This is a genomic window from Amaricoccus tamworthensis, assembly GCF_049800875.1.
GTDB lineage: Bacteria > Pseudomonadota > Alphaproteobacteria > Rhodobacterales > Rhodobacteraceae > Amaricoccus > Amaricoccus tamworthensis.
Genome location: NZ_JBNAFV010000001.1, coordinates 346,158 through 369,313, shown reverse-complemented (window position 1 = coordinate 369,313; position 23,156 = coordinate 346,158). Strand labels below are relative to the sequence as shown.

The following is a 23,156-nucleotide window of genomic DNA, read 5'->3' as shown; positions in this document are numbered from 1 at the left end:
CTGAATGAGCAAGAGACTGCACAAAATCGCCGCCATCGGCGGTGACGGGATAGGTGTGGAAGTTGTCGATGCCTGCCTCGAGGTTCTGGACGTGCTGGCTGAACGTGACGGCGGCTTTGGGTTTGAGGTTGAGGGGTTTGACTGGTCCACCGACCGCTACAAGCGCACCGGTGAGTTCATGCCAAAGGACGGCGCGGACCAGCTGCGCAAATTCGACGCCATACTGTTCGGGGCCGTCGGTGCGCCGGACGTGCCCGACCACCTCACTCTCTGGGGCCTCCGCCTCGCGATCTGTCAGCCGCTCGACCAGTACGCCAACGTGCGCCCCACGCGCGTTCTGCCCGGCATCCAGTCGCCACTGCGAAACGTAAATGACGGCGAACTTGACTGGGTGATCGTACGTGAAAACTCCGAAGGCGAATACGCCGGGCAGGGTGGCCGCTCCCATCCCGGCCTGCCGCTCGAAATTGCCACGGACGTGTCGATCTTCACCCGCGCAGGAGTGGAGCGCATCATCCGCTTCGCTTTTGAGCTGGCGCAAAGCCGTCCCCGCAAACTCCTGACCGTCGTTACCAAATCCAACGCCCAGCGGCACGGCATGGTTCTCTGGGACCAGATTGCGGGTGAGGTCGCCCAGGACTTCCCCGATGTGACCTGGGACAAAATGTTGGTGGACGCCATGACGGTCCGTATGGTCATGGACCCCGGCAGCCTCGACACGATCGTCGCCACCAACCTTCACGCGGATATCCTCTCCGACCTCGCGGCCGCTCTCTCCGGCTCCATCGGAGTAGCCCCAACCGCCAACCTCAACCCCGAACGTGAAACCCCCTCCATGTTCGAGCCAATCCACGGCAGCGCCTTCGACATCACCGGCAAGGGCACGGCCAACCCGGTCGCGACCTTCTGGACCGCAGCCATGATGCTGGAACACCTCGGCGAAAAACCTGCCGCCGACCGGCTGATGCACGCGGTCGAAACCGTCACCGCGAACCCCGACCTGCACACGCCCGATCTTGGCGGCAAAGCCACAACGCGCATGGTCACGGATGCGGTGATTGACGCCCTTCGCGGCCGGAATGAGTGAGATAAAACGATGAGCAATCACTTGAAAATAGCTGTCATCGCCGGCGACGGCATCGGCAAGGAAGTCGTACCCGAAGGCCTGCGGGTTCTTGAGGCTGCAGCCAAGCGCCACGACATCGGTCTCGAGTTCGACGAGTTCCGTTTCGCCTCCTGCGACTACTACGCCAAACACGGCCAGATGATGCCCGACGACTGGAAGGCGCAAATCGAAAACCACGACGCCATTTTCTTCGGCGCGGTCGGCTGGCCGGAAACCGTACCGGACCACATCTCGCTCTGGGGATCGCTAATCCAGTTCCGCCGCCAGTTCGACCAGTATATCAGCCTGCGCCCCGCGCGTCTGATGCCTGGCGTCCCCTGTCCCCTGGCTGGCCGCAAGCCCGGCGACATCGACATGTGGATCGTGCGCGAGAACACCGAGGGCGAGTATTCCTCCATCGGTGGCCGCATGTTCGAGGGCACACCGCGCGAAGTGGTGATGCAGGAAACCGTCATGTCCCGCCACGGCGTGAACCGCGTTCTGAAATACGCCTTTGACCTCGCGCAAAGCCGTCCGCGCAAGCGCCTGACCTCGGCCACCAAATCGAACGGCATCTCCATCACCATGCCCTGGTGGGACGAGCGTGTGGAGGAGGCGGCGGCCTCATACCCGGAGGTGAGCGTCGACAAATACCACATCGACATCCTGACCGCCCATTTCGTCCTGAACCCCGACCGTTTCGACGTGGTCGTGGCCTCAAACCTGTTCGGCGACATCCTCTCCGATCTTGGCCCCGCCTGCACCGGCACCATCGGCATCGCGCCCTCCGGCAACATCAACCCGGAATGCGACTTCCCGTCCCTGTTCGAACCCGTCCACGGCTCGGCCCCTGACATCGCGGGGCAGGGCATCGCCAACCCGGTCGGCCAGATCTGGGCCGGTGCCATGATGCTCGACCACCTCGGCCACGGCGAGGCGGCGGCGGATATCGTATCCGCCATTGAAACCGTTCTGGCTCAGGAAAAACTCCGCACCCCCGATCTCGGCGGCGGTGCGGATACCGTTGCCTGTGGTAAAGCCATTGCCGACGCCCTGACCTGACGCGGAACAGGGTTGAATGAATGCGGCCGGTTCGGTGAAAAGGTCATGCCGCATCCCCAAACCGGACAGGAGCCACCCGTGCCAAATTTCGACACTCTGCCCACACCCTGCCTGCTGCTCGATGAGGCACGCATGACGCGCAACGTCGACCGCCTGTCCGACCGGGCACGGGAGCTGGGCGTGACCCTGCGCCCACATCTCAAGACCTGCAAAAACGTTGAGGTCGCGCACCGCCTGACCGAAAGCTCGAATGCGCCGGTCACGGTCTCCACTCTGGCCGAGGCCGAGGTCTTCGCCGACGCGGGCTTCACCGACATTCTCTACGCCGTCGGTATCGCGCCGCAGAAGCTTGCCCAGGTTCTCGACATTCGCAGCCGTGGCTGCGACCTCATGGTGATCCTCGACAGCACCGCCCAGGCGGAAGCCGTGGTTGCGGCGGGCGGCGGCATCCCGGTCCTCATCGAGATCGACAGCGACGGTCATCGCGGCGGTCTCGTTCCCGACGATCCCGCTCTCGTGCCAATCGCCCGCATCCTCCATGACGGCGGCATTCCCCTGCGCGGCGTCATGACCCATGCGGGCGAAAGCTACGGCGCCAGTGGCCGCGACGCCCAGGCTGAATTCGCCGAAACCGAACGCGCTGCAGTCGTACAGGCCGCTGAACGCCTGCGCGCAGCCGGTCTGCCCTGTCCCATTGTCAGCGTTGGCTCCACTCCAACGACCCATGCCGCCCGTGATCTGACCGGCGTCACGGAAATGCGGGCCGGGGTTTACGTGTTCTTCGATCTTGTCATGGCCGGAATTGGCGTCTGTGATCCCGACGACATCGCCATCTCCGTTCTGACCACGGTCATCGGCCAGAAACCGGAGCGCGGCTGGACCATCGTGGATGCGGGCTGGATGGCCATGTCCCGCGACCGTGGCACCGCCGCCCAGGCCGTGGACCAGGGCTACGGCCTGGTCTGCAATGAGGCTGGCGAAATTCTTCCCGATCTCATCCTGTCATCCGCGAACCAGGAACACGGCATCATCTCCGTACGCGAGGGCTCCGGCGCGGCAATGCCCGACCTGCCGCCTGGAACACGCCTGCGCATCCTGCCAAACCACGCCTGCGCGACGGCCGCCCAGCACGACCGCTATCACGTGATCCCGGCCGATGGTGGTCCCGAAATGCCGGTCTGGAAACGCTTCAGCGGCTGGTAGGGCAGGGCGGGCTCAACCGGCAACCGGTCGTGTGGTCTCCCGGTGCATCAGTTCAAAGCCGAGATCGCAGTGCCGCTCCCGAACCGAATTCGGCTCCCTGATCTCCGCCAGCACCATCTCAATGGCCCGTTTTCCGATCTCCTTCCGGGGCGTGGCAATTGCCGTAATCGGCGGGATCATGTGACGCGCAAACTCATTGTCATGGAAACTGCAAATGCCGAGGGCATTCGGCACATCGAACTTCCGCCGCCGCGCTTCCATCAACGCCCCAACCGCCAGATCGTCATTGTTGCAGAAAACCGCATCCGTATCCGGCGCCCGCGCCAGAAGCTGCTCCAGCAGCTGACGCCCCAGCCCCACCGAGGAGTCAGCAGGCGACGTGGCAATGCGCCGGTCGTCCACCGGCGCGTCCCCGGCCGCCGCCGCAATAAACCCCTGCATCCGCTGCTGCGACCGCACGTCGAGCCGCGCGCCAATATATCCCAGCCTCCGGTAGTCGCAGTCGAGAAAATGCCGCGCCACCGCCGCCCCGGCCGCCACATGGTCAAACCCGACTGACATGTCGACTGTCTCCCGTCCCACATCCATGATCTGAACCACCGGACAGCGAGCGTTTTTCAGCATCCGGTGCGACTGCTCGGTCTGCCCAAATCCCGTGACGATAAAGGCCGCGGGCTTTTGGCGAATGAACTGACGGATCAGCTCCTCCTCCTTCAGCGCGCTGTAATGGGAATTGCCGATCTGCAAAAAATAGGGCGCATCCCCAAGCCCCTCGTACAGTCCATGCAGGACATCATCGAACACCGTGTTCGTCAGGGATGGCAGAATCAGCGCAATCGTGGTGCTCACGGTCGAGGCCAGAGCCGACGCCGCCGGGTTGGGCACATAACCCAGTTTGGCGACGGACGCCTCCACCCTGTCGCGCAGGTGCTTTGAGACCTTTTCCGGGGTTCGCAGCGCCCGGGACACCGTGATAGCGCTGACACCGGCATGCTCCGCAACATCGGCGAGCGATGGCGTGCCCAGGGATGATGACCTTTTTCCAGACATGATTTCAGATACTTGCGCCTCAACTCCTCACGGGCCTGACCCGCAGCATAAATTGATTGCGTAACCATTGTCACCCCAACTATACACCTGCAAAGCCTTTTTGAACCGCGTTGATTCCCGCGTGGCAAAGGGCTTTAACACGGTACCCAGGAGGAGAGTCCGATGAAAAAATTTAGCCTGAGCCTGCCTCTGGCGGCAGGCGTGATGGCCGCCGTTCTGGCATCCGCAGCCACCGCACAGGAATACTCGCTGCGATTCCAGTCATCCGATCCCGCCGGCAACGCGAACTTCATCTACGCCCAGGAATGGACGAAACTGGTTGAGGAAAAAACCGACGGCCGCGTGGTTGTCGAACTGCTGCCGGTTGAGACCATCGTTGCCCATAACGAAACCCAGGACGCGGTTGCCGCCGGCATCATTGACGGCCACCTGACCGACACGTCCTATTTCTCCGGTCGCGAGCCCGCCTTCGGCCTGATCGCAAACCCGGTTGGCGCATGGTCCGCGCCCGAGCAGATGCTGGACTTCGTCCGCAATGGCGGTGGCAAGGAACTGATGAATGAAATGCTCGAGCCCTATGGCCTGCACTTCATCGGCGCCACCACACCCGGTCTTGAGGCATTCGTCTCCAAGGTGCCCCTCGACGGTGTTGACGACCTCGCCGGCCTGAAAATGCGCGCCCCCGAAGGCATGGTGCAGAAGGTGTTTGCCGCAGCAGGCGCCGCTCCGGTGAACCTGCCGGGCTCCGAAGTCTTCACCTCGCTCGACAAGGGCGTGATCGACGCGGCCGACTACAGCACCTTTGCGACCAACCAGTCCCAGGGTCTGCATGACATCGCCAAGCACCCGGTACAGCCTGGCTTCCACTCCCTGCCGCTGATCGAGATCAGCATCAACAAGGGCATCTGGGACAGCATGCCGGAAGACATCCAGGCCGGTCTTGAGGAAAGCGTCGACGCATACGCCGAATACCAGGTTGCACAGATCCGCGCGAGCGACGAGGAGGCTCTGGCCAATCTCGACGAGGGCATCACCGTGCATGACTGGTCCGACGAGGAGCGTGCGAAGTTCCGCACCATCGCCCGCAGCCAGTGGGAAGAGGCCGCAGCCGCATCGCCCGCATCCCAGAAGGTCTACGATACCCTCGTAGCCTACCTTGAGGAGAAGGGCCTGATGTCCGAATAATCGGGACATAAACACCAATGCCGGCCCCGCCGTTGCAATACGGCGGGGCCTTTTGCCACAGCCCAGGGCATCCGGGGGGAAGCCATGTCAACCAACGATCATCAAACCGGACCGGACGTCGCCGAGGCGCCCCGCGAACTGGCCAATGCCGTTCCCGAAGCCGGCCTGCTGGGCCGCGTCATTCAGGCCCTCGGGATCATATTTGCCATCGGCATTCTGTGTTCCGCCGGGATCCTCTTTTTTGAGGTCATCATGCGCTACGTGTTCAACCGCCCCACGACCTGGGCGCATGAAACGGTGATCATGCTCAACGCCGCGGCCTTCGCCTTCGGCGGGCTTTTCGTGGCGGCCCAGGACAAGCACATCCGCGTTGTTCTTCTCTACAATACCCTGTCATCGCGGGCGCGGCGCGTCGTCGATGTCTGTATCTCCCTGGTCTGCGCCGCCTCCTGCGGCATGTTTGCCTGGGCGTCTTGGCAGGGCGTCAAACGCTCTCTTTGGACTCCCCAGGGTGAGTTCCGGCTAGAGACCAGCGGCTCCGCGTGGAACCCGCCTTTCCCCGGTCTTATCAAGGCCTTCCTGTTTTTTGTTCTTGTCGCGCTGACGGTGCAGTTTCTGATTCTCGCGTACAACCACGCGCGAAAGGCCCCGACCAATGATTGAGCTTATCCCCGACCTGAAAGTCCTCGGCATCGAGGGCGCGAGCGTGGCCATGCTGGTCATGCTGATCGTGCTTCTGCTCACGGGTATGCCGCTCGCCTTCGTGACGCTGCTCGTCGCCCTGATCTTCGCCCTTGGCTGGATGGGCCCAATGGCCGTGCCGCTGATCTCCAGCCGTATTTTCAGCTTCATCAACTCCTTCGTATTCGTCTCGGTGCCCATGTTCGTGCTGATGGCGGCCATCCTCGACCGCTCTGGCATCGCCCGCGATTTGTTCGACGCCATGAAAATGGTCGGCGGCCGCCTGCGCGGCGGTGTCGCCATCCAGACGCTTGTGGTGGCCGTGATCCTCGCGGCCATGTCCGGCATCATCGGTGGCGAGGTCATCCTGCTCGGCATGCTGGCCCTGCCACAGATGCTGCGCCTCGGCTATGACCGCAAACTGGCCATCGGTGTCTGCTGTGCCGGTGGAGCGCTCGGCACGATGGTTCCGCCCTCTATCGTGCTGATCATCTACGGCTTGACCGCCAACGTTTCGATCGGTGAACTGTTCACCGCATCCTTCCTGCCGGGCCTGATGCTCGCGGGCTTCTACGCGGCCTACATCCTCATTCGCGCCTACATGAACCCGGCCATGGCCCCAATTGCCGAACCCGATGAAATGAGCCGCGCCGAAAAACTCCGCCTGTTAAAGGCGCTGTTCCTGCCGGTTCTCGTTGTGATCTTCGTGCTCGGCTCGATCTATGGCGGCATCGCCTCCGTGACCGAGGCATCGGCCATTGGCGTGATCGGGGTGCTGCTCTCCACCGTAATCCGTGGCGAGTTCACCATCGAACTGGTTCGCGGCGCCATCAAACAGACACTGGCAACTGTCGGCATGATCGTATGGATCGGCATTGGCGCAACGGCCCTGGTGGGCGTCTTTAACCTCATGGGCGGCACGCGCTTTGTCTCCGAACTGATCCGCGGCGTGTCGGAGGAACCGGTGGTCATTATCCTCCTGATGATGGGCATTCTGTTTTTCCTGGGCATGTTCCTCGACTGGGTTGGCATCGCGCTGCTCTGCATGCCGATCTTCGTGCCCGTCGTCGTTGACCTCGGCTACGACCCGGTCTGGTTTGGTGTGCTCTTCGCCATGAACATGCAGGTCAGCTTCCTCTCGCCCCCCTTCGGGCCCGCGGCCTTTTATCTAAAATCGGTAACGCCACCGGACATCTCGCTGGGCGAGATCTTCCAGGCGCTGCTGCCCTTCATCGGGCTTCAGATCATTGCCGTCATGATGCTGATCCTCTTCCCCGGCATCACCGGCCACGGCTGACTTGGTCCGGCCCCTTCCGGTCCGCCTTTCCTTCGGATGGGGCGGACCGCTCCCGCGATGCTTGCAAAACCCCGGACCCCGCACAAACCCACTGACCACTGGAACCCGTCCCATGACACTGCCCGTCCTGTTTGTCGGAGCCTTCTCGCTGGACACGCTTTACACCGTGCGCGGGTTCTCCGCGGGATCGGGCAAATACCTGTCGGACAGCCGCGTCTGCACCGCTTCCGGTATGGCCACCACCGCCGCCACCGCAGCCGTACGTCTCGGGGGGAGGGCGTCGCTTTGGGCCAGTGTCGGTGACGATGCGGTAGGTGACGCCATCATCGCCGAAATCGCGGAGGAGGGCGTCGACTGCTCCCATATCCGCCGCGTCGCCAACGGGCGCACGGCGAACGCCACCATCCTGGTCGACGAGCATGGCGAACGCTGGGTGGTGGTCGATTACGACCCGCTCACCCAAGCGCCGCCATCGCCGTCCGACCTGCCACCCATGTCCGAATACTCCGCCGTCATGGCCGATGTGCGCTGGCCGGGCGCGGCCCAGGCCGCACTGACCGCCGCCCGCGACGCCGGTCGGATTGCCGTTTTCGACGCCGACGTGGCCGAGAGCGCAACCCTCTCCCGGCTTGCCGCCTGTGCCACCCATGTCGTGGCCTCCGAAAAAGGCGCCTCAATTTTGGCCGATACAACGGACATGCACGCCGCCGCCCGCTGGATCAGCGCCGAATACGGTTGTTTCACCTGTATCACCTGCGGGGCAAACGGCTCCCTCTGGACCGGCTCCGATGCCGGCATGGTCCACGCCGTCCCCACACCGCAGGTCCAGGCCGTGGACACCAACGCCGCCGGCGACGTTTTCCACGGCGCTTTCACGCAGGCACTGGCCGAGGGTCAGACGGAGGAACAGGCCATCCGCTTCGCCAGCGCAGCCGCCGCGCTGAAATGCACCGTGGTCGGCGGCCGTCTCGGCGCACCAAACCGTGCGGACACCCTCGAACTGATGAATGGAACCTACCGATGAAGGCACCGGAGCTGATCGCCGCCCTGAAATCCGTTCGTGTCGTTCCCGTGCTGGATCCCAAATCCCATGACGAATGCCTTGCAGCGGTCGACGCGCTTATCGAGGGCGGGGGCCGCGCCATTGAAATCACCCTGCGGACTGATCCCGCCCATGACGTGTTCCGCTCCGTGCGGGCTGCCCATCCGGAGATCGTGCTCGGTGCGGGCAGCGTCATGGACCGGGATACCTTCGACCAGGCCGTGGAGATGGGCGCCGATTTCACCATCAGCCCCGGCCGCTGCATCGAACTCGAGGACCATACGCGCGACGCGGATGTGGCCCACATCCCCGGCGTCATCACGCCGGGCGAGATCATCAGCGCCCGCCGGGCCGGTCAGAAACTGCTGAAATTCTACCCCGCCGAGGGCTTCGGCGGAGCTGCAACCCTAAAGGATTTCTGCCGCATCTTCCCCGACGTCCAGTTCATGCCGTCCGGTGGCATCAAGGAGCCCAAGCTGCCCGGTTATGCCGAACTTCCCGGCGTGCTCTCGGTTGGCGGATCGTGGATGTACGCAAAATCCGGCGTCTACCGGCCGCTGCCGGAAATGACGACGGTCATGGCGCAGTCCATCGCAACCATGACCGCGGCATCGCTGGCCTGACCGCTCACCCGCCTCAGTTCAGCGGATCGCCGGCCGCCTCATGCTCGCCAACCGCGAGAACCTTCAGACGCCGGGTCTCGCCACCGCGCGTCTGCCAGGCGAGCGACGCGCCCTCCGCCAGCCCGATCAGAGCCACACCAATCGGCGTCAGAATGGACACCCGCCCGCTGGAAATGTCCGCATCCTCCGGCCGGGACAGGGTCACGGTCGTCTCCGTGCCGGTCGTCTGGTCAAGATAGGTCACCCTGCGGCCAATCGTGACGACGTTCTTCGGCAGTTTCGCCGCCGGCACGATCCGCGCCCGACCCAGTTCCTCCATGAACCGGTCAGCCAGATCCGGATTGCGCTTGTACGCACCCTCCGCCAGAGCTTCCAGATGCTCCAGATGCGCCTCGCTGATAACAACCCTGGGACGACGGCCTCCGGCCTGCGTCCCTCTCACTGTTTTATTCATTGTTTCCTCCATTTGCCCGCTTGAGCGGGGCTTTGCAGATGGTTTTCCGTTAAAAGCGACTGGCTTCCCTGACCTGCCGCCCTGTACGACTGCCGCAATGCCTGACCCCGTACGGGGCCGTCGCTGTGGCACTGGTGATTTGGAAATTTTCCCGGCACGGGGCGGCGACACTGCCGCTCTTCAGGTCATAAACCCCGGGTGGTCAGGAGCACGCACAACCGCGAACCGCCCGGGGATCGGGGCGGTTCAGAAGCGGAAACCGAATCTCACTGTTGCGCGTGCTCATGAAGGGAAACGTAGCCTCACCTGTGCCAATTTCAATCCCGGGGCCGCGCTTGCCGCTCCGAAAATTCGGCGGCCCCGGGTATCCCCACCCTGCCACATGTGCCGTCAGGACGCCTGACTGTACCGTGCGCCATTCGGCACATGCGCGTCAAACCGGCTGGCGATAATCCGCGTCAGCGCACGCCCCTCCGGCCTGATCTCAAACCCGTCGGGTGTGGCCGCGACCAGGTTCCCAAATATCCGCAAAACCATCGCCACATCCGGTTGCAGCGTCTCCGCAATCTCCCCGTGGTCCCGCCGAAGGGCCCCAAGGTCGAGCCGGAAATCACACATGATCATCTCGATCGCCCGCGCCCGCAGCCGGTCACCCGCGGTCATCAGATGCCCCCGCGCCCCGGCCAGATGCCCATCCCCGATGCTGCGCGTATAGGCCGGCGTCGCCGCCGCGTTCTGAATGTACCCTGTCGGCAGTTTCGATATGGACGAGGCCCCGATCCCGATCAGCGTGGGGCAGGTGTCGTCCGTATATCCCTGAAAATTCCGCCGCAGATGCCCTGTCTCCGCTGCGATGGCGAGCGTGTCCGCGGGCTTCGCGAAATGGTCGATCCCGATCGCCCGCAGCCCCGCATCCCCAAACCGCCGCGCTGCATGTTCGGCCAGCTTAAACCGCTCAACCTCCTTCGGCAGGGTTTCGTCCCTTATAAGCTGCTGCCGTTTCGACACCCACGGCACATGGGCATAGCCAAACAGAGCAATCCGGTCCGGATCCAGGTCCAGCACTTTCGACACAGTGTCATCAAGCCGCGCCATGTCCTGATAGGGCAGGCCATACACCAGATCCGCATTGAGAGAATGAACGCCAGCGTCGCGCAAATCCTCAACACAGTTCAGCGTCACGTAAAACGGCTGAATACGCCCAATCGCGTCCTGCACCTTCGGGTCGAAATCCTGAATGCCTATGCTGGCCCGGTTCATCCCCTCCGCAGCCAGCGCCGCGATTTTGGCCCGATCAACCATCGTCGGGTCAATCTCAACCGAGAACTCCCAGCCCTCCGCCGGTGCAATCACCGCCTTAACCGCATTCGCCAGCCGATGGATCAGGTCGGGTGGCAGGATCGTCGGCGTCCCACCGCCCCAGTGCATCCGCCCCATGCGCAGACCCTTCGGCAAAATCCCGGCCAGCAGCTCCAGTTCCCGCTCCAGCGTGCCAATGTAGGCCTCCACCGGGGTCAGCGAAGCCGTGCCCTGCGTCCGGCAGGCACAGAACCAGCACAGCCGCTCACAAAACGGAATGTGCAGATAAACCGACACCGGCTCATCCGGGTTCAGCTTCGCAAGGGCGCAGGCCTGTTCCCGTGCGCCCACATTGGGCGAGAAGGCCGGTGCGGTCGGATAGGAGGTGTAGCGGGGCACTCTGGCATCAAAAAGGCCGAGGCTTCGAAGGCGTTCAATCTGGGTCATGGCGGCGGTATGGACCGTTTTCACGGTCCAAACATTGCGCAGGATCAAAAAATCACAGTGGAAGCGCGGAAATCCCGATCACCGCCACATGAAACTCCAGTACCCCGACCCAAACGATCAGCCCCACAAAACCCCGCCGCAGCAGGGCAGGGCCATTCGCCTTCAACCACGTCCTCTGGCACAGCGGCGCAAACGACAGAACCGCGGTCCGGTCAAGGAACCGCCCCGCATCCGGCCCCAGCTCCCGGCGGGCCTTCCCGTCAAAAACCGGGATCGCCACGACCGCCATGGCGAGGAAAATCCCGAACAGGATGACATGGGCCAGGTCCCCATTGACCACCAGATGCGACCCCGCCCACAGCGCCAGAGCCACAAACAGCGGATGCCGTGATACCGCCGCAAAACCCGGCTTCTCCCGATCAAACACGGCATTCCGCCGACTGCCCAGCGTGAACGGGTTCGGCAGGCCAACACCACAGGTCACCAGCAAAATCGCTACCGGCAGAGCCACATTCGGTACCCACCGCATCCACGGCATCTGCGGCCACAGCTCGACATATGGCGTACGCCCCGCCGCACCGATCAGCCAGCCCAGCAGGATGACCGACACCACACCGTAAACCAGGAAATACGGTCGACGTCCAAACCGCCCGATCAGCCGGTCCCGAAGACCGCCAAGCCTTGGCAGAAAATGACTGCCAACGAACACCGCAAGGGCCAGACCGAATTCCGCCCATCCACCCATTGGGGTACCTCCAATTCTGTCGTCGCGATTGTAATCGAGACGCGTTGGCTTGTCCCGACCCTGCGGCACATTCAAAATCAGCTTATTGAGAATGAATTGCAGTTGCAAAAAAGAAATTTGCCGCTACCTTACCTGCAACCCAATCGAGTGTAGCGCGTTGGTCCTGTGGCATCGCCCCAGTCAACCACCCGGAAAGGACAGTTTATGACGGACATCACCATGCGTCTCCTGGCAGGGGCGGCGGCCCTCGGTCTTGTGACCGGTCCCGCATTCGCGGACGAGGACCGGATGAAGGTCGTGACCACCTTTACCGTTCTGGCCGACATGGCGGAAAACGTCGCGGGCGACGCGGCGGGGGTGGTGTCGATCACCAAACCGGGCGCTGAAATTCACGGCTACGAGCCCACACCGCGCGACATCGTGGGGGCCCAGGACGCCGACCTCATTCTGTGGAATGGCATGAACCTCGAACTCTGGTTCGAACAGTTCCTGCGCAACCTTCGCGATGTGCCCTCCGTTACCCTGACCGAAGGCATCGACCCGATCCCCATCGCCGCCGGCGCCTATGAGGGCAAACCCAACCCCCACGCCTGGATGGGCCTCGACAACGCCTTGACCTATATCGAAAACATCCGCGCGGCCTTCGCTGAACACGATCCCGACAACGCGGAAATCTATGGCGAAAATGCCGAAGCTTATGCCGAGCAGCTTCGCGCGACACTCGAACCGCTGCGCGAGGAGATTGCCGCAATTCCTGAAGAGCAGCGCTGGCTCGTCACCTGCGAGGGCGCGTTCAGCTATCTCGCCCGCGACTTTGGTATGAAGGAGCTTTACCTCTGGCCCATGAATGCCGACCAGATGGGCACGCCACAGCAGGTCCGCGCCGTAATCGACGGCGTGCGCGACAACAACATCCCGGTGGTCTTCTGCGAAAGCACGGTCAGTTCCGCACCCGCCGAGCAGGTGGCGCGGGAAACCGGATCAACCTATGGCGGCGTTCTCTATGTCGACAGCCTGTCTGAGCCCGACGGGCCGGTTCCGACCTACCTTGACCTCCTCAGGGTCACCTCCCAAACTGTGGTGGATGGGTTAACCGCAAACATGAACTGAGTATCTCCTTGGGGCCCAAAACCGGGGCATTTTTCCGGGCGGGGTGGCCTCGCTGCGCCCCGGCCTTTTGGTCAGAAAGTACCGCATGACACCTGAAGACCTCACCGGTGGAGCAGCAGACACGCAGGCCGAAGACATCACCGGCGGCATCGAGGCCCGTGACGTCACGGTAACCTACCGCAACGGCCACACCGCTCTGCGCCACGCGAGTTTTGCGATTCCGCGCGGCACGGTCACGGCGCTGGTTGGCGTCAACGGTTCGGGAAAATCCACTCTTTTCAAAGCGATCATGGGCTTTGTTCCCGCCGCACAAGGAGAGATCAGACTCCTCGGCATGACGGTAAAACAGGCCCTGAAGAAAAACCTCGTGGCCTACGTTCCACAGTCGGAGGAGGTCGACTGGTCCTTCCCGGTACTGGTCGAGGACGTAGTGATGATGGGCCGCTACGGCCATATGGGCTTCCTGCGCCGCCCGTCGCAGGTCGATCACGAGGCCGTCGAAACCGCACTTGGCCGCGTCAACATGCAGGACTACCGCCACCGCCAGATCGGCGAACTGTCAGGCGGCCAGAAAAAACGCGTCTTCCTCGCCCGCGCCCTGGCCCAGGAAGGCCAGGTGATCCTTCTCGATGAGCCCTTCACCGGCGTGGATGTCCAGACCGAGGAACAGATCATCGCGCTCCTGCGTGAGTTGCGCGACGAGGGCAGGGTGATCCTCGTCTCCACCCACAACCTCGGCACCGTCCCGGAATTCTGCGATCGCACCGTGCTGGTCAAGGGCACCGTGCTCGCCTACGGCCCCACCGAGACCACATTCACCCGGGACAACCTCCAGACCGCATTTGGCGGGGTGCTGCGTCACTTCACGCTCGGCGGCGCGGACCTCCATGACGATGACGACGCCCGTAAACTTTCCATCTTCACTGATGATGAGCGGCCCTTCGTGCAGTATGGCGACGAAACCCGCGTTCAGGAAGAACGCAAATGAGCGTCCTATTTGAGCCCTTCTCCTACGGTTACATGACCAACGCCATGTGGGTCTCCGCCCTCGTGGGCGGCGTCTGTGCCTTCCTGTCGGCCTATCTCATGCTCAAGGGCTGGTCCCTCATCGGTGACGCGCTCTCCCATTCCGTGGTGCCCGGTGTCGCTGGGGCCTACATCCTTGGACTGCCCTTTGCGATCGGCGCGTTCCTCTCCGGTGGCCTCGCCGCCGCCGCGATGCTGTTTCTCTCGGACCGCTCGGGCCTCAAGGTCGACGTCATCATCGGCATCATCTTCACCTCTTTCTTCGGCCTCGGCCTGTTCATGGCCTCGGTTAATCCCATGGCCGTCTCCATCCAGACCATCACCATGGGCAACATCCTCGCCATCACGCCGGAGGACACCCTCCAACTGGCCCTGATCGGCTTCGTCTCGCTTTTCGTCCTGCTCCTGAAATGGAAGGACCTGATGGTGGTGTTCTTTGATGAAAGCCACGCCCGCTCCATCGGCCTGCGCCCCGGTCTTCTGAAGGCGATCTTCTTCGTTCTGCTCTCCGCCTGTGTCGTCGCCGCCATGCAGACGGTCGGGGCCTTCCTCGTTATCGCCATGGTCGTCACACCTGGGGCCACGGCCTATCTGCTCTGCGACCGCTTCCCGCGCCTCATCCTGACTTCCGTTCTGATCGGTGCCGGGACCGCCTTCGCCGGCGCCTATTTCAGCTATTTCCTCGACGGTGCCACTGGCGGCATCATCGTGGTCCTGCAGACCCTGATCTTCCTTGCCACCTTCATCCTCGCACCAAAACACGGGCTGCTGGCGGCTAAACGCAAAGCCGCCGCGGCACTCGAGGAGGGGGCTACGCCATGATCGAAACCCTGCTGATGCCCTTCCAGTTCGCCTTCATGCAGAACGCCTTCTGGATTTCACTCATCGTCTCTGTCCCCACCGCGATGCTCTCATGCTTTCTGGTGCTCAAGGGCTGGGCGCTGATGGGCGATGCCGTCAGCCATGCCGTTCTGCCAGGCATCGTACTCGCCTACATTCTGGGCTTTCCCCTGATCCTCGGGGCATTCGCCGCGGGTATGCTGACCGCCATCGCCACCGGCTACCTCGCGGAAAACAGCCGCGTGAAGCAGGACACCGTCATGGGCGTCGTCTTCTCCGGCATGTTCGGCCTCGGCATCGTCATCTACGTTTCGATCCAGACCAACGTGCATCTGGACCACATTCTTTTCGGCAACATGCTCGGCGTCGGGCCGCAGGACCTCTGGACCGCGGGTCTGATCGCAGTGTTTGTCGTCGCGGCCCTGTTGCTGAAGTGGAAGGACCTGATGCTGCACGCCTTCGACCCCGCCCAGGCCAAAGCCTCGGGCCTGCCGGTCGATCTGCTGCACTACGGTCTTCTGACAATCCTGTCGCTGGTAGTCGTGGCAACCCTGTCCGCCACCGGCCTGATCCTCGCCGTTGGGCTTCTGATCGCGCCTGGCGCCATAGCCTTCCTGCTCGTGCGCAGTTTCGGCTGGATGCTGGTGATCTCGGTCGTGGTCTGTTCCGTGTCGATGGTGCTGGGAACGTATCTCAGCTTCTTCCTCGACAGCGCCCCGGCACCGACCATCATTTTGATCCTGACCGCTATCTTCGTGCTGGCCTTCATCCGACGCATGGTCCAGACCCGCCGCGTCTCGGCCAGCGTATCCCCGAACTGACGGTCCTCTAAAACGGCGCAACTTCAACGACTCATGTGATGTTGCACACATCCCCATCGTCTTCCCCGGCGTGTCGGCACGACACGCCATGCCCGACTTTCCCCCCGGGAGGGCATCCCCGAGGTTGGCCTCTGCTCAATGGTTTCGGGCTCTTACGCGACCCGCGCCGTGCAACTGGGTTGGAGCTCTCCCAAAGTCAGGTATAGCGCGTCGTGCCTCGTGTCCGGAAGCTGAAAGAAACGCCTCCGCCACGGATAAGGGGGCAGGGCATGGCGGCCGGAACCGCCACGCTCCAAATCTCTGAACCGATCAGAAGTGAACCGATTTCGTGTCGATCGGCGTCTGGTTCGGCGGCGCAAATTTCGTCAGGTCGATCCCCTTCACCGCCGTTTTGTACTCGTCCACCGTCGGTGTCCGGCCCAGAACTGCCGAGAGCACAACCACCGGCGTCGAGGCCAGCAGCGATTCACCCTTCTTGGTGTCGGAATCCGCCACAACACGGCCCTGGAACAGACGGGTCGAGGTTGCGAGAACCGTGTCACCCTTGGCCGCCTTTTCCTGGTTGCCCATGCAGAGGTTACATCCGGGACGCTCAAGATAGAGGATGTTCTCGTACTCGGTACGGGCTTCCTTCTTCGGCGCGAAATCATCGAACTCAAAGCCCGAATACTTCTGCAGAACCTCCCAGTCGCCTTCCTCCTTCAACTCATCAATGATGTTGTAGGTCGGCGCGGCCAGGACCAGCGGCGCCTTGAACTCGACATTTCCGGTGGCTTCCTCAAGATTGCGCAGCATTTGGGCGACGATCTTCACGTCTCCCTTATGCACCATGCACGATCCGACAAAGCCCAAATCGACGTGCTTTTCCGCACGGTAGTAGGAAATCGGCCGGATCGTGTCGTGGGTATAACGCTTGGACACGTCCGCGTTGTTCACGTCCGGATCCGCAATCATCGGTTCAACGATCTGATCGAGATCGACAACCACTTCCGCGAAGTATTTCGCATTCGCATCCGGCTTCAGCGCGGGTTTCTCGCCCGACCGGATCTGCTTGATACGTTTGTCGGCAATCGCGATCAGTTTGGCGAGCATGCCGTTTTCATGCTCCATGCCCTTGTCGATCATGATCTGAATGCGGCTCTTCGCGATCTCCAGCGACTCGATCAGCGTCTCGTCCTCGGAAATACAGATCGACGCCTTGGCCTTCATCTCGGCCGTCCAGTCCGTGAAGGTGAACGCCTGGTCCGCCAGAAGCGTCCCGATATGCACCTCGATAACACGGCCCTGGAAGACGTTGTCGCCGAACTGCTGAAGCATCTGCGCCTGGGTTGCGTGGACCACGTCGCGGAAGTCCATGTAATCCGCCATCTGGCCCTTGAAGGTCACCTTGACCGATTCCGGGATCGGCATCGAGGCCTCACCGGTCGCCAGTGCCAGTGCCACGGTGCCACTGTCCGCTCCGAAGGCCACGCCCTTGGACATGCGCGTATGGCTGTCGCCGCCGATAATGATGGCCCAGTCATCCACGGTGATGTCATTCAGCACCTTGTGGATCACGTCGGTCATTGCGTGATACTGACCCTTCGGATCGCGACCCGTGACCAGACCAAACTTGTTCATGAACGCCATCAGCTTCGGCGTGTTGGCCTGCGCCTTCGCATCCCAAACCGACGCCGTGTGACAGCCCGACTGATAGGCCCCGTCCACGGCGGGGGACAGAACCGTCGCCGCCATGGCTTCCAGTTCCTGCGCGGTCATCGGACCGGTGGTGTCCTGCGAGCCCACAATATTGACCTTCACGCGCACGTCCGACCCGGCATGCAGCGTTTTGCCCGGTGTGGCACCAACGGCATTGGCGTTGAAGATTTTCTCAACGGCGGTCAGACCCTGACCCTCGTGGCTGATTTCCTTGGACGGCGCGAAGACCGGCTTCGGCTCAACGCCCAGGATTTCGGCGGCAGTCGTCTGAAGCTTCTTGCCGAACACGATGGCATAGGAGCCACCGGCTTTCATGAACTCAAGCTTCTGCGGCGTGAACGACGACGACATGTCGGTCAATTCCTCACCATCCTCGCTCAGGAGTTTCTTCTTCTTCGTATTGATCTTCAGAACCGTACCGGTCTCAACGGAATATTTCTGCTCCAGAACCGGGTTGCCGTCATTGTTCAGGATCGGCTTGCCGTCGCTGTCCAGTTTCTTGACCCAGTTCTTCAGGTCCACACCCACACCGCCGGTCACGCCAACGGTGGTCAGGAAGATCGGGGAAATACCATTCGTACCGGCCACAACCGGCGCGTAGTTGACAAACGGCACGTAGGGCGAGGCCGGTTTGCCGGTCCAGAGCGCCACGTTGTTCACACCCGACATGCGCGACGAGCCCACACCCATCGTGCCTTTTTCCGCGATCAGCATCACACGCTTGCCCGGGTGCTGAAGCTTCAGCTCCTCGATGTGCTTCTGCGCGGCCTCATCAATCATGCACTTGCCGTGCAACTCGCGGTCGGCGCGGGAATGGGCCTGGTTGCCCGGCGACAGAAGGTCGGTGGAAATGTCGCCCTCAGCCGCGATGAAGGTGACAACCTCGATCTCCTCGTCCACATCTGGAAGCGTGGTGAAAAACTCCGCATCGGCATAGCTTTTGAGGATGTCCGCCGCGACGGTGTTGCCGGCCTTGTACGCCTCTTCCAGACGGTCGGTATCCGCCTCGTAGAGGAACACCTGCGTCTTCAGTACCTCTGCGGCCTGTTCCGCAATCGCCTTGTCATCACCCAGCGCCAGGTCGAGCAGAACCTCAACCGAAGGCCCGCCTTTCATGTGCGACAGCAGCTCAAACGCGAAGTCCGGCGTGATCTCCTCGACCTTCGCCTCGCCCAGGATGATCTCCTTGAGGAACTTTGCCTTCACACCCGCCGCGCTCGTGGTGCCGGGCACGGTGTTGTAGATGAAGTGATGCAGCGAATCCGCACGATGCTCGTGACCTGTGTCGCGGATCTGTTCAATGATCTCCGCAAGCAGTGCGCCATCATCAATCGGCTTGGGGCTCAGCCCCTGGATCTTGCGCGTGTCAATTTCGTCAAGGTAGCTGGCATACAGGCTCATTGGCTTTTCCGCTCACGGTTTTGATGATTTTTGGCGTTTGGTTTGGTCCGGTCAGTCAACCACCGTCCGAATTGTGTGCAATAGTATACAAAGCGGCCGGCAATTGCAAGCCACGCATTCCTACAATTTAAGCTAGCATGTCCGCATGAGGCGGCAACGTCTCATTATTGCGCACCCGTTACGTCACATCCAGGATGCTCAACAATTGGACAGTTCCGGTAAGAAACCGTGAAGATTGATTTACGGAACGCCGAATGAAGACCGAAAACCGCGAGAGTATAGTGCGCCACTACACCGCACGCCGTGGCTTGACCACGTCCTCTACTGTTCCTCTACAACCCCGGATTTGCGCACCCTCTGCCGGATCACATAGGCCATCGCCCCGAGAAACAGAGCGGCCATCGCATACCAGGTCAGGGCGTAGCTCAGATGCGTGTTGCGGAATTCCAGTTTCGTCAGCCCCCCACGCGGCCACGCCGCCGGCTCCCCCTGGTGGTCCGCATCAATGAAATACCGCGCCGCATTAATCCCGGCGGTGCGGGACATCTCCGGAATATCCGCTGACACCCAGCGCCCGGCCTCCGGATCATTGCTCTCAAGCAGGGTACCCCCGGGGCGGCTTTCCCGGACCAGACCCGTCACCTCAACCGGCCCCTCCGGCCGCGTCCATTCAGTTGGGTCGAGACCACTCGGCACAAACCCGCGATTGACCCAGACGGTCCGGTCCGCACCCTCAAGCGGCGTCATCACCCAGGACCCGGCGCCAAGCTCCGTCACCGCCTTGACGCGCAGAGCCAGATCGTGCCGCCACGTACCATCCGCGACAACCCGCAGGTATTCCGGAGGCTGCACCAGGCCCTCAACACTCACCGGATCGCCATAGGCCCGCGTTTCCACCGCCTCAGTGAGATCGAGCTTCCACTCAAGACGCCGCATCTGCCAGTTGCCCAGCAGAAGCAGGGTCACAAACACCACGAAGGCTAGGGCAATAATGACCAAGTCTACCCAAAGCGGGCGGCCCGCATGCCCGCCATCGCCGGTCATGGCAGGTTGCGAACCCTTTCGATCTGCTCATGGGCGGGCATCATGTTCTCATCCAGATGCGTCATCACCCAGATCGACCCCGCCAGAACAATCACCAGCAGAACGGCCGTAAACACCATCGACATCACCTGCCAGCCCTGTTCGGCTTTCACCGTCACATGCAGGAAGTAGTGCACATGCACCATGATCTGGATCGCGCCGAGACCAAAGATGATCGCAATCGCCCAGGCCAGGCTGATATCCACTCCGGACATCACCACCCAGAAGGGGATTGCCGTCAGTATCACCGACAGGACGAAACCGATGATGTAGGAGCGGTAGGAACCGTGACTCTCGGAACTCATAGAAGCACCCCGGTCAGATAAACAAAGGAAAAGACGCCAATCCAGATCAGGTCAAGGAAGTGCCAGAACAGGCTCAGGCACAACACCCGCCGCACATTGGCCTCGGTCAGACCGTGCATCGACACCTGAACCATCAGCACCACCAGCCAGATCGATCCGGCCGTCACGTGCAGACCGTGCGTGCCCACCAAGATCCAGAAGGACGACAGAAACGCACTGGCGCCCGGTCCGGCCCCGATATGCCACAGATGCGAGAACTCCAGCAGTTCCAGCCCCAGGAAGCCCAGACCAAACAGCCCCGTCACCGCCAGCCACTTCATCATGGCCGACTGGTTCTTCTGCTGCATGTTGATCACGGCAAACCCGTAGGTGATCGACGACAGCAGCAGAAACGCCGTCGCCAGCAGGATCTTGTCGATCTCAAACAGATCGGCGGGCGAGGGGCCTGCGGCATAGTTCGTGCCCACCACGGCATGGATCGCGAAGAGGATGCCAAAAATCAGGCAGTCGCTCATCAGATAGATCCAGAAGCCCAGCATGGTGCCGGTTTCGTGGTGATGCTCTCCGTCGTGATGCCCGTCCTCGACGACGTAGAACTCGTAATCGCCGTCCGGCGCGTTCGCGGTATGTGTTGCCATGTCCCCTTACTCCGCCGGTCTCACCACGCCCGTGCCGGTCTCGATCGCTCGAACCTCGTCGGCGGGCACGTAGTAGTCGCGTTTGTAGTTGAACGTGTGCCCGATACCCCAGGCCAGCGACGCCACGAAGGTAATCAGCGCCAGCCACCACACATGCCAGACCAGGGCAAACCCCATGACCGTCATGAAGCCGGAAATGATGATCCCGCTCGCAGTGTAACGCGGCATGTGAATGGGCTGGAACCCGTCCTGCGGCGGTTTCGCGCCATTGGCCTTCATGTGATGCCACGCGTCGATCTCATAGACATTCATGTTGAAGGCAAAGTTGTAGTAGGGCGGCGGGGAGGTCGTCGACCATTCCAGCGTCCGCGCATCCCACGGATCACCATCAACGGCCAGCTGCTCGCGCTTCATGATCGACACCACGATCTGAACGATGAAGGCCAACAGACCCAAGGCCACCAGCAGCGCCCCGATAAGGGCGGTGAAGAAGTAGCCCGCATAGATCGTGTCCTCAAACTGGCTCAGCCGGCGCGTCACGCCCATCAGCCCCAGCAGGTAAAGCGGCATGAACGCCAGCCAGAACCCGACAACCCAGCCCCAAAAGCTCACCAGCCCCCAGAACCGGTCCAGATGAAACCCGAACGCCTTGGGCCACCAGTAGTTGATCCCGGCAAAAATACCGAACACCACGCCACCAATGATCACGTTGTGGAAATGCGCCACCAGGAACAGCGAGTTGTGCAGCACGTAATCCGCCGGCGGAACCGCGAGCAGAACACCCGTCATGCCCCCAATTACAAACGTCAGCATGAAGGCCACGGTCCACATCATCGGCAGCTCGTAATGAATGCGGCCCTTGTACATGGTGAACAGCCAGTTGAACAGCTTCGCCCCCGTGGGGATCGAAATGATCATCGTGGTGATGCCAAAGAACGCGTTCACGTTCGCCCCCGCACCCATGGTAAAGAAGTGGTGCAGCCAAACTATGTAACTCAGGATCGTGATCACGCAGGTCGCGTAAACCATCGACGTATAGCCAAACAGCCGCTTTCGGCAGAACGTCGCCACGACCTCGGAGAAAATCCCAAAGACGGGCAGCGTGAGGATATAGACCTCCGGATGCCCCCAAATCCAGATGAGGTTCACATACATCATCGGATTGCCGCCCATCTCATTGGTAAAGAAATGGGTGCCCAGATACCGGTCCGCCGTCAGCAGAGCGAGCGTCGCGGTCAGAACCGGGAAGGTCGCCACGATCAGAATGTTGGTACACAGCGTCGTCCAGCAGAAGATCGGCATCTTCATCCAGGTCATCCCCGGCGCGCGCATTTTTACCAGCGTGACCACGAGGTTGATCCCCGAAAGCGTCGTCCCGATCCCCGCGATGTTCAGTGACCAGAGGTAGTAATCCATCCCCACGCCTGGACTGAACTTCAGCCCCGACAGGGGCGGATAAGCGAGCCATCCTGTTGCGGCAAAATCACCCACAAAGAGCGAAATCATGATCAAAATTGCCCCCGACACCGTCAGCCAGAAGCTGAGATTGTTCAGGAACGGAAACGCCACGTCCCGGGCGCCAATCTGCAACGGCATCACATAGTTCATGAACCCGGTCACAAACGGCATCGCCACGAAGAAAATCATGATCACGCCATGGGCCGTGAAAACCTGATCGTAGTGATAGGCCGGCAGATACCCCACATACCCGGCCGAGGCCAAAGCCTGGTGCCCACGCATAAGAAGCGCATCGGCAAATCCACGCACCAGCATCACCGTGGCAAGTATCATGTACATGATACCGATCTTCTTGTGATCGATCGACGTAAACCACTCGTTCCATAGATACGGGAGAAGCCGGTAGTAGAGCACAATTCCCACAATCGCCGCACCCAAAAGACAGGTGCCGATAAACGTCCCGAAAATGATCGGGTCATAGAACGGGAAGATCTCCCAGGTCAGCTTGCCCCAGAAAGGGTCCACCTGCGCCAGGGTATTCGCGGCCTGTTCAGCCGTCTCGGTCACGGGGGATGTCGCCATG

Annotated in this window: 21 protein-coding genes; 12 read left to right on the top strand and 9 right to left on the bottom strand. The window is 61.7% G+C overall.

Going from position 1 to position 23,156, the window contains the following annotated elements; genetic code table 11:
* Positions 1–4: 4 nt before the first annotated feature.
* The 3 genes from ACP15P_RS01785 to ACP15P_RS01775 all read left to right on the top strand — a co-directional run bounded on the left by ACP15P_RS01785 (position 5) and on the right by ACP15P_RS01775 (position 3,370).
* Positions 5–1,087 carry a tartrate dehydrogenase gene (locus ACP15P_RS01785; RefSeq protein WP_424926774.1) on the top strand — a complete coding sequence of 361 codons (1,083 nt, stop codon included), beginning with the start codon at positions 5–7 and terminating at the stop codon, positions 1,085–1,087.
* 9 nt (positions 1,088–1,096) lie between these two features.
* The gene (locus tag ACP15P_RS01780; protein ID WP_424926773.1) at positions 1,097–2,167 is read left to right on the top strand and encodes a tartrate dehydrogenase; all 1,071 of its coding nucleotides are present in this window, start codon (positions 1,097–1,099) and stop codon (positions 2,165–2,167) included.
* 78 nt (positions 2,168–2,245) lie between these two features.
* On the top strand, positions 2,246–3,370 hold the full coding sequence (locus ACP15P_RS01775; protein ID WP_424926772.1) for a DSD1 family PLP-dependent enzyme: 1,125 nt from the start codon (positions 2,246–2,248) through the stop codon (positions 3,368–3,370).
* A 12-nt stretch (positions 3,371–3,382) separates the two neighbouring features.
* Here the strand turns inward: ACP15P_RS01775 and ACP15P_RS01770 are convergent, their stop codons facing one another.
* Positions 3,383–4,420 (bottom strand): LacI family DNA-binding transcriptional regulator, encoded by a 1,038-nt coding sequence (locus tag ACP15P_RS01770; RefSeq protein ID WP_424926771.1) that lies wholly within the window; start codon positions 4,418–4,420, stop codon positions 3,383–3,385.
* 162 nt (positions 4,421–4,582) lie between these two features.
* Here ACP15P_RS01770 and ACP15P_RS01765 point away from each other — a divergent pair, with 162 nt between their 5' ends.
* From ACP15P_RS01765 to ACP15P_RS01745, 5 genes are all read left to right on the top strand, one after another.
* Positions 4,583–5,605, top strand: coding sequence for a TRAP transporter substrate-binding protein (locus ACP15P_RS01765; RefSeq protein WP_424926770.1), 1,023 nt, complete (start codon positions 4,583–4,585; stop codon positions 5,603–5,605).
* Positions 5,606–5,689: 84 nt separating this feature from the next.
* On the top strand, positions 5,690–6,268 hold the full coding sequence (locus ACP15P_RS01760; RefSeq protein ID WP_424926769.1) for a TRAP transporter small permease subunit: 579 nt from the start codon (positions 5,690–5,692) through the stop codon (positions 6,266–6,268).
* Positions 6,261–7,583 carry a TRAP transporter large permease gene (locus tag ACP15P_RS01755; protein ID WP_424926768.1) on the top strand — a complete coding sequence of 441 codons (1,323 nt, stop codon included), beginning with the start codon at positions 6,261–6,263 and terminating at the stop codon, positions 7,581–7,583. The genes ACP15P_RS01760 and ACP15P_RS01755 overlap by 8 nt, the downstream gene beginning before the upstream one ends.
* A gap of 112 nt (positions 7,584–7,695) precedes the next feature.
* Positions 7,696–8,607, top strand: a complete 912-nt coding sequence (locus tag ACP15P_RS01750) for a PfkB family carbohydrate kinase (protein WP_424926767.1) — start codon at positions 7,696–7,698, stop codon at positions 8,605–8,607.
* On the top strand, positions 8,604–9,248 hold the full coding sequence (locus tag ACP15P_RS01745) for a bifunctional 4-hydroxy-2-oxoglutarate aldolase/2-dehydro-3-deoxy-phosphogluconate aldolase (RefSeq protein WP_424926766.1): 645 nt from the start codon (positions 8,604–8,606) through the stop codon (positions 9,246–9,248). Before ACP15P_RS01750 ends, ACP15P_RS01745 begins: the two co-directional genes overlap by 4 nt.
* Before the next feature lie 13 nt (positions 9,249–9,261).
* Here ACP15P_RS01745 and rnk read toward each other — a convergent pair whose 3' ends face one another.
* The 3 genes from rnk to ACP15P_RS01730 form a co-directional block, all read right to left on the bottom strand.
* Positions 9,262–9,702 (bottom strand): nucleoside diphosphate kinase regulator, encoded by a 441-nt coding sequence (gene rnk / locus ACP15P_RS01740; protein ID WP_424926765.1) that lies wholly within the window; start codon positions 9,700–9,702, stop codon positions 9,262–9,264.
* 390 nt (positions 9,703–10,092) lie between these two features.
* On the bottom strand, positions 10,093–11,448 hold the full coding sequence (gene hemN / locus ACP15P_RS01735) for an oxygen-independent coproporphyrinogen III oxidase (RefSeq protein WP_424927290.1): 1,356 nt from the start codon (positions 11,446–11,448) through the stop codon (positions 10,093–10,095).
* A 52-nt stretch (positions 11,449–11,500) separates the two neighbouring features.
* Positions 11,501–12,193, bottom strand: a complete 693-nt coding sequence (locus ACP15P_RS01730; RefSeq protein ID WP_424926764.1) for an NnrU family protein — start codon at positions 12,191–12,193, stop codon at positions 11,501–11,503.
* Positions 12,194–12,397: 204 nt separating this feature from the next.
* On the opposite strand from ACP15P_RS01730, the gene ACP15P_RS01725 reads away from it, so the two are divergent.
* The 4 genes from ACP15P_RS01725 to ACP15P_RS01710 all read left to right on the top strand — a co-directional run bounded on the left by ACP15P_RS01725 (position 12,398) and on the right by ACP15P_RS01710 (position 15,990).
* The gene (locus tag ACP15P_RS01725; protein WP_424926763.1) at positions 12,398–13,303 is read left to right on the top strand and encodes a metal ABC transporter substrate-binding protein; all 906 of its coding nucleotides are present in this window, start codon (positions 12,398–12,400) and stop codon (positions 13,301–13,303) included.
* Positions 13,304–13,388: 85 nt separating this feature from the next.
* A complete protein-coding gene (locus tag ACP15P_RS01720) occupies positions 13,389–14,291 on the top strand; it encodes a manganese/iron ABC transporter ATP-binding protein (protein ID WP_424926762.1) in 903 nt (300 codons plus the stop codon).
* Positions 14,288–15,151, top strand: a complete 864-nt coding sequence (locus ACP15P_RS01715) for a metal ABC transporter permease (protein WP_424926761.1) — start codon at positions 14,288–14,290, stop codon at positions 15,149–15,151. Before ACP15P_RS01720 ends, ACP15P_RS01715 begins: the two co-directional genes overlap by 4 nt.
* The gene (locus ACP15P_RS01710) at positions 15,148–15,990 is read left to right on the top strand and encodes a metal ABC transporter permease (protein ID WP_424926760.1); all 843 of its coding nucleotides are present in this window, start codon (positions 15,148–15,150) and stop codon (positions 15,988–15,990) included. The genes ACP15P_RS01715 and ACP15P_RS01710 overlap by 4 nt, the downstream gene beginning before the upstream one ends.
* Before the next feature lie 309 nt (positions 15,991–16,299).
* Here the strand turns inward: ACP15P_RS01710 and ACP15P_RS01705 are convergent, their stop codons facing one another.
* The 5 genes from ACP15P_RS01705 to cyoB form a co-directional block, all read right to left on the bottom strand.
* Entirely contained in the window at positions 16,300–19,089 is a 2,790-nt protein-coding gene (locus ACP15P_RS01705; RefSeq protein WP_424926759.1) for a bifunctional aconitate hydratase 2/2-methylisocitrate dehydratase, read from the bottom strand.
* Positions 19,090–19,410: 321 nt separating this feature from the next.
* Positions 19,411–20,133, bottom strand: a complete 723-nt coding sequence (locus tag ACP15P_RS01700) for an SURF1 family protein (RefSeq protein ID WP_424926758.1) — start codon at positions 20,131–20,133, stop codon at positions 19,411–19,413.
* The gene (cyoD, locus tag ACP15P_RS01695; protein WP_424926757.1) at positions 20,130–20,477 is read right to left on the bottom strand and encodes a cytochrome o ubiquinol oxidase subunit IV; all 348 of its coding nucleotides are present in this window, start codon (positions 20,475–20,477) and stop codon (positions 20,130–20,132) included. The genes ACP15P_RS01700 and cyoD overlap by 4 nt, the downstream gene beginning before the upstream one ends.
* Positions 20,474–21,115 (bottom strand): cytochrome o ubiquinol oxidase subunit III, encoded by a 642-nt coding sequence (gene cyoC / locus ACP15P_RS01690; RefSeq protein WP_424926756.1) that lies wholly within the window; start codon positions 21,113–21,115, stop codon positions 20,474–20,476. The genes cyoD and cyoC overlap by 4 nt, the downstream gene beginning before the upstream one ends.
* Positions 21,116–21,121: 6 nt before the next feature.
* Positions 21,122–23,155, bottom strand: a complete 2,034-nt coding sequence (gene cyoB / locus ACP15P_RS01685; RefSeq protein WP_424926755.1) for a cytochrome o ubiquinol oxidase subunit I — start codon at positions 23,153–23,155, stop codon at positions 21,122–21,124.
* Position 23,156: the final 1 nt, after the last annotated feature.

Coding starts and splice junctions, on each gene's coding strand:
- ACP15P_RS01785 (WP_424926774.1), top strand. CDS start 5: ATGAGCAAGAGACTGCACAAAATCGCCGCCATCGGCGGTGACGGGATA.
- ACP15P_RS01725 (WP_424926763.1), top strand. CDS start 12,398: ATGACGGACATCACCATGCGTCTCCTGGCAGGGGCGGCGGCCCTCGGT.
- cyoB (WP_424926755.1), bottom strand. CDS start 23,155: ATGGCGACATCCCCCGTGACCGAGACGGCTGAACAGGCCGCGAATACC.
- ACP15P_RS01780 (WP_424926773.1), top strand. CDS start 1,097: ATGAGCAATCACTTGAAAATAGCTGTCATCGCCGGCGACGGCATCGGC.
- ACP15P_RS01730 (WP_424926764.1), bottom strand. CDS start 12,193: ATGGGTGGATGGGCGGAATTCGGTCTGGCCCTTGCGGTGTTCGTTGGC.
- ACP15P_RS01765 (WP_424926770.1), top strand. CDS start 4,583: ATGAAAAAATTTAGCCTGAGCCTGCCTCTGGCGGCAGGCGTGATGGCC.
- ACP15P_RS01710 (WP_424926760.1), top strand. CDS start 15,148: ATGATCGAAACCCTGCTGATGCCCTTCCAGTTCGCCTTCATGCAGAAC.
- ACP15P_RS01700 (WP_424926758.1), bottom strand. CDS start 20,133: ATGACCGGCGATGGCGGGCATGCGGGCCGCCCGCTTTGGGTAGACTTG.
- ACP15P_RS01755 (WP_424926768.1), top strand. CDS start 6,261: ATGATTGAGCTTATCCCCGACCTGAAAGTCCTCGGCATCGAGGGCGCG.
- hemN (WP_424927290.1), bottom strand. CDS start 11,448: ATGACCCAGATTGAACGCCTTCGAAGCCTCGGCCTTTTTGATGCCAGA.
- cyoD (WP_424926757.1), bottom strand. CDS start 20,477: ATGAGTTCCGAGAGTCACGGTTCCTACCGCTCCTACATCATCGGTTTC.
- ACP15P_RS01715 (WP_424926761.1), top strand. CDS start 14,288: ATGAGCGTCCTATTTGAGCCCTTCTCCTACGGTTACATGACCAACGCC.
- cyoC (WP_424926756.1), bottom strand. CDS start 21,115: ATGGCAACACATACCGCGAACGCGCCGGACGGCGATTACGAGTTCTAC.
- ACP15P_RS01770 (WP_424926771.1), bottom strand. CDS start 4,420: ATGTCTGGAAAAAGGTCATCATCCCTGGGCACGCCATCGCTCGCCGAT.
- ACP15P_RS01750 (WP_424926767.1), top strand. CDS start 7,696: ATGACACTGCCCGTCCTGTTTGTCGGAGCCTTCTCGCTGGACACGCTT.
- rnk (WP_424926765.1), bottom strand. CDS start 9,702: ATGAATAAAACAGTGAGAGGGACGCAGGCCGGAGGCCGTCGTCCCAGG.
- ACP15P_RS01745 (WP_424926766.1), top strand. CDS start 8,604: ATGAAGGCACCGGAGCTGATCGCCGCCCTGAAATCCGTTCGTGTCGTT.
- ACP15P_RS01760 (WP_424926769.1), top strand. CDS start 5,690: ATGTCAACCAACGATCATCAAACCGGACCGGACGTCGCCGAGGCGCCC.
- ACP15P_RS01720 (WP_424926762.1), top strand. CDS start 13,389: ATGACACCTGAAGACCTCACCGGTGGAGCAGCAGACACGCAGGCCGAA.
- ACP15P_RS01705 (WP_424926759.1), bottom strand. CDS start 19,089: ATGAGCCTGTATGCCAGCTACCTTGACGAAATTGACACGCGCAAGATC.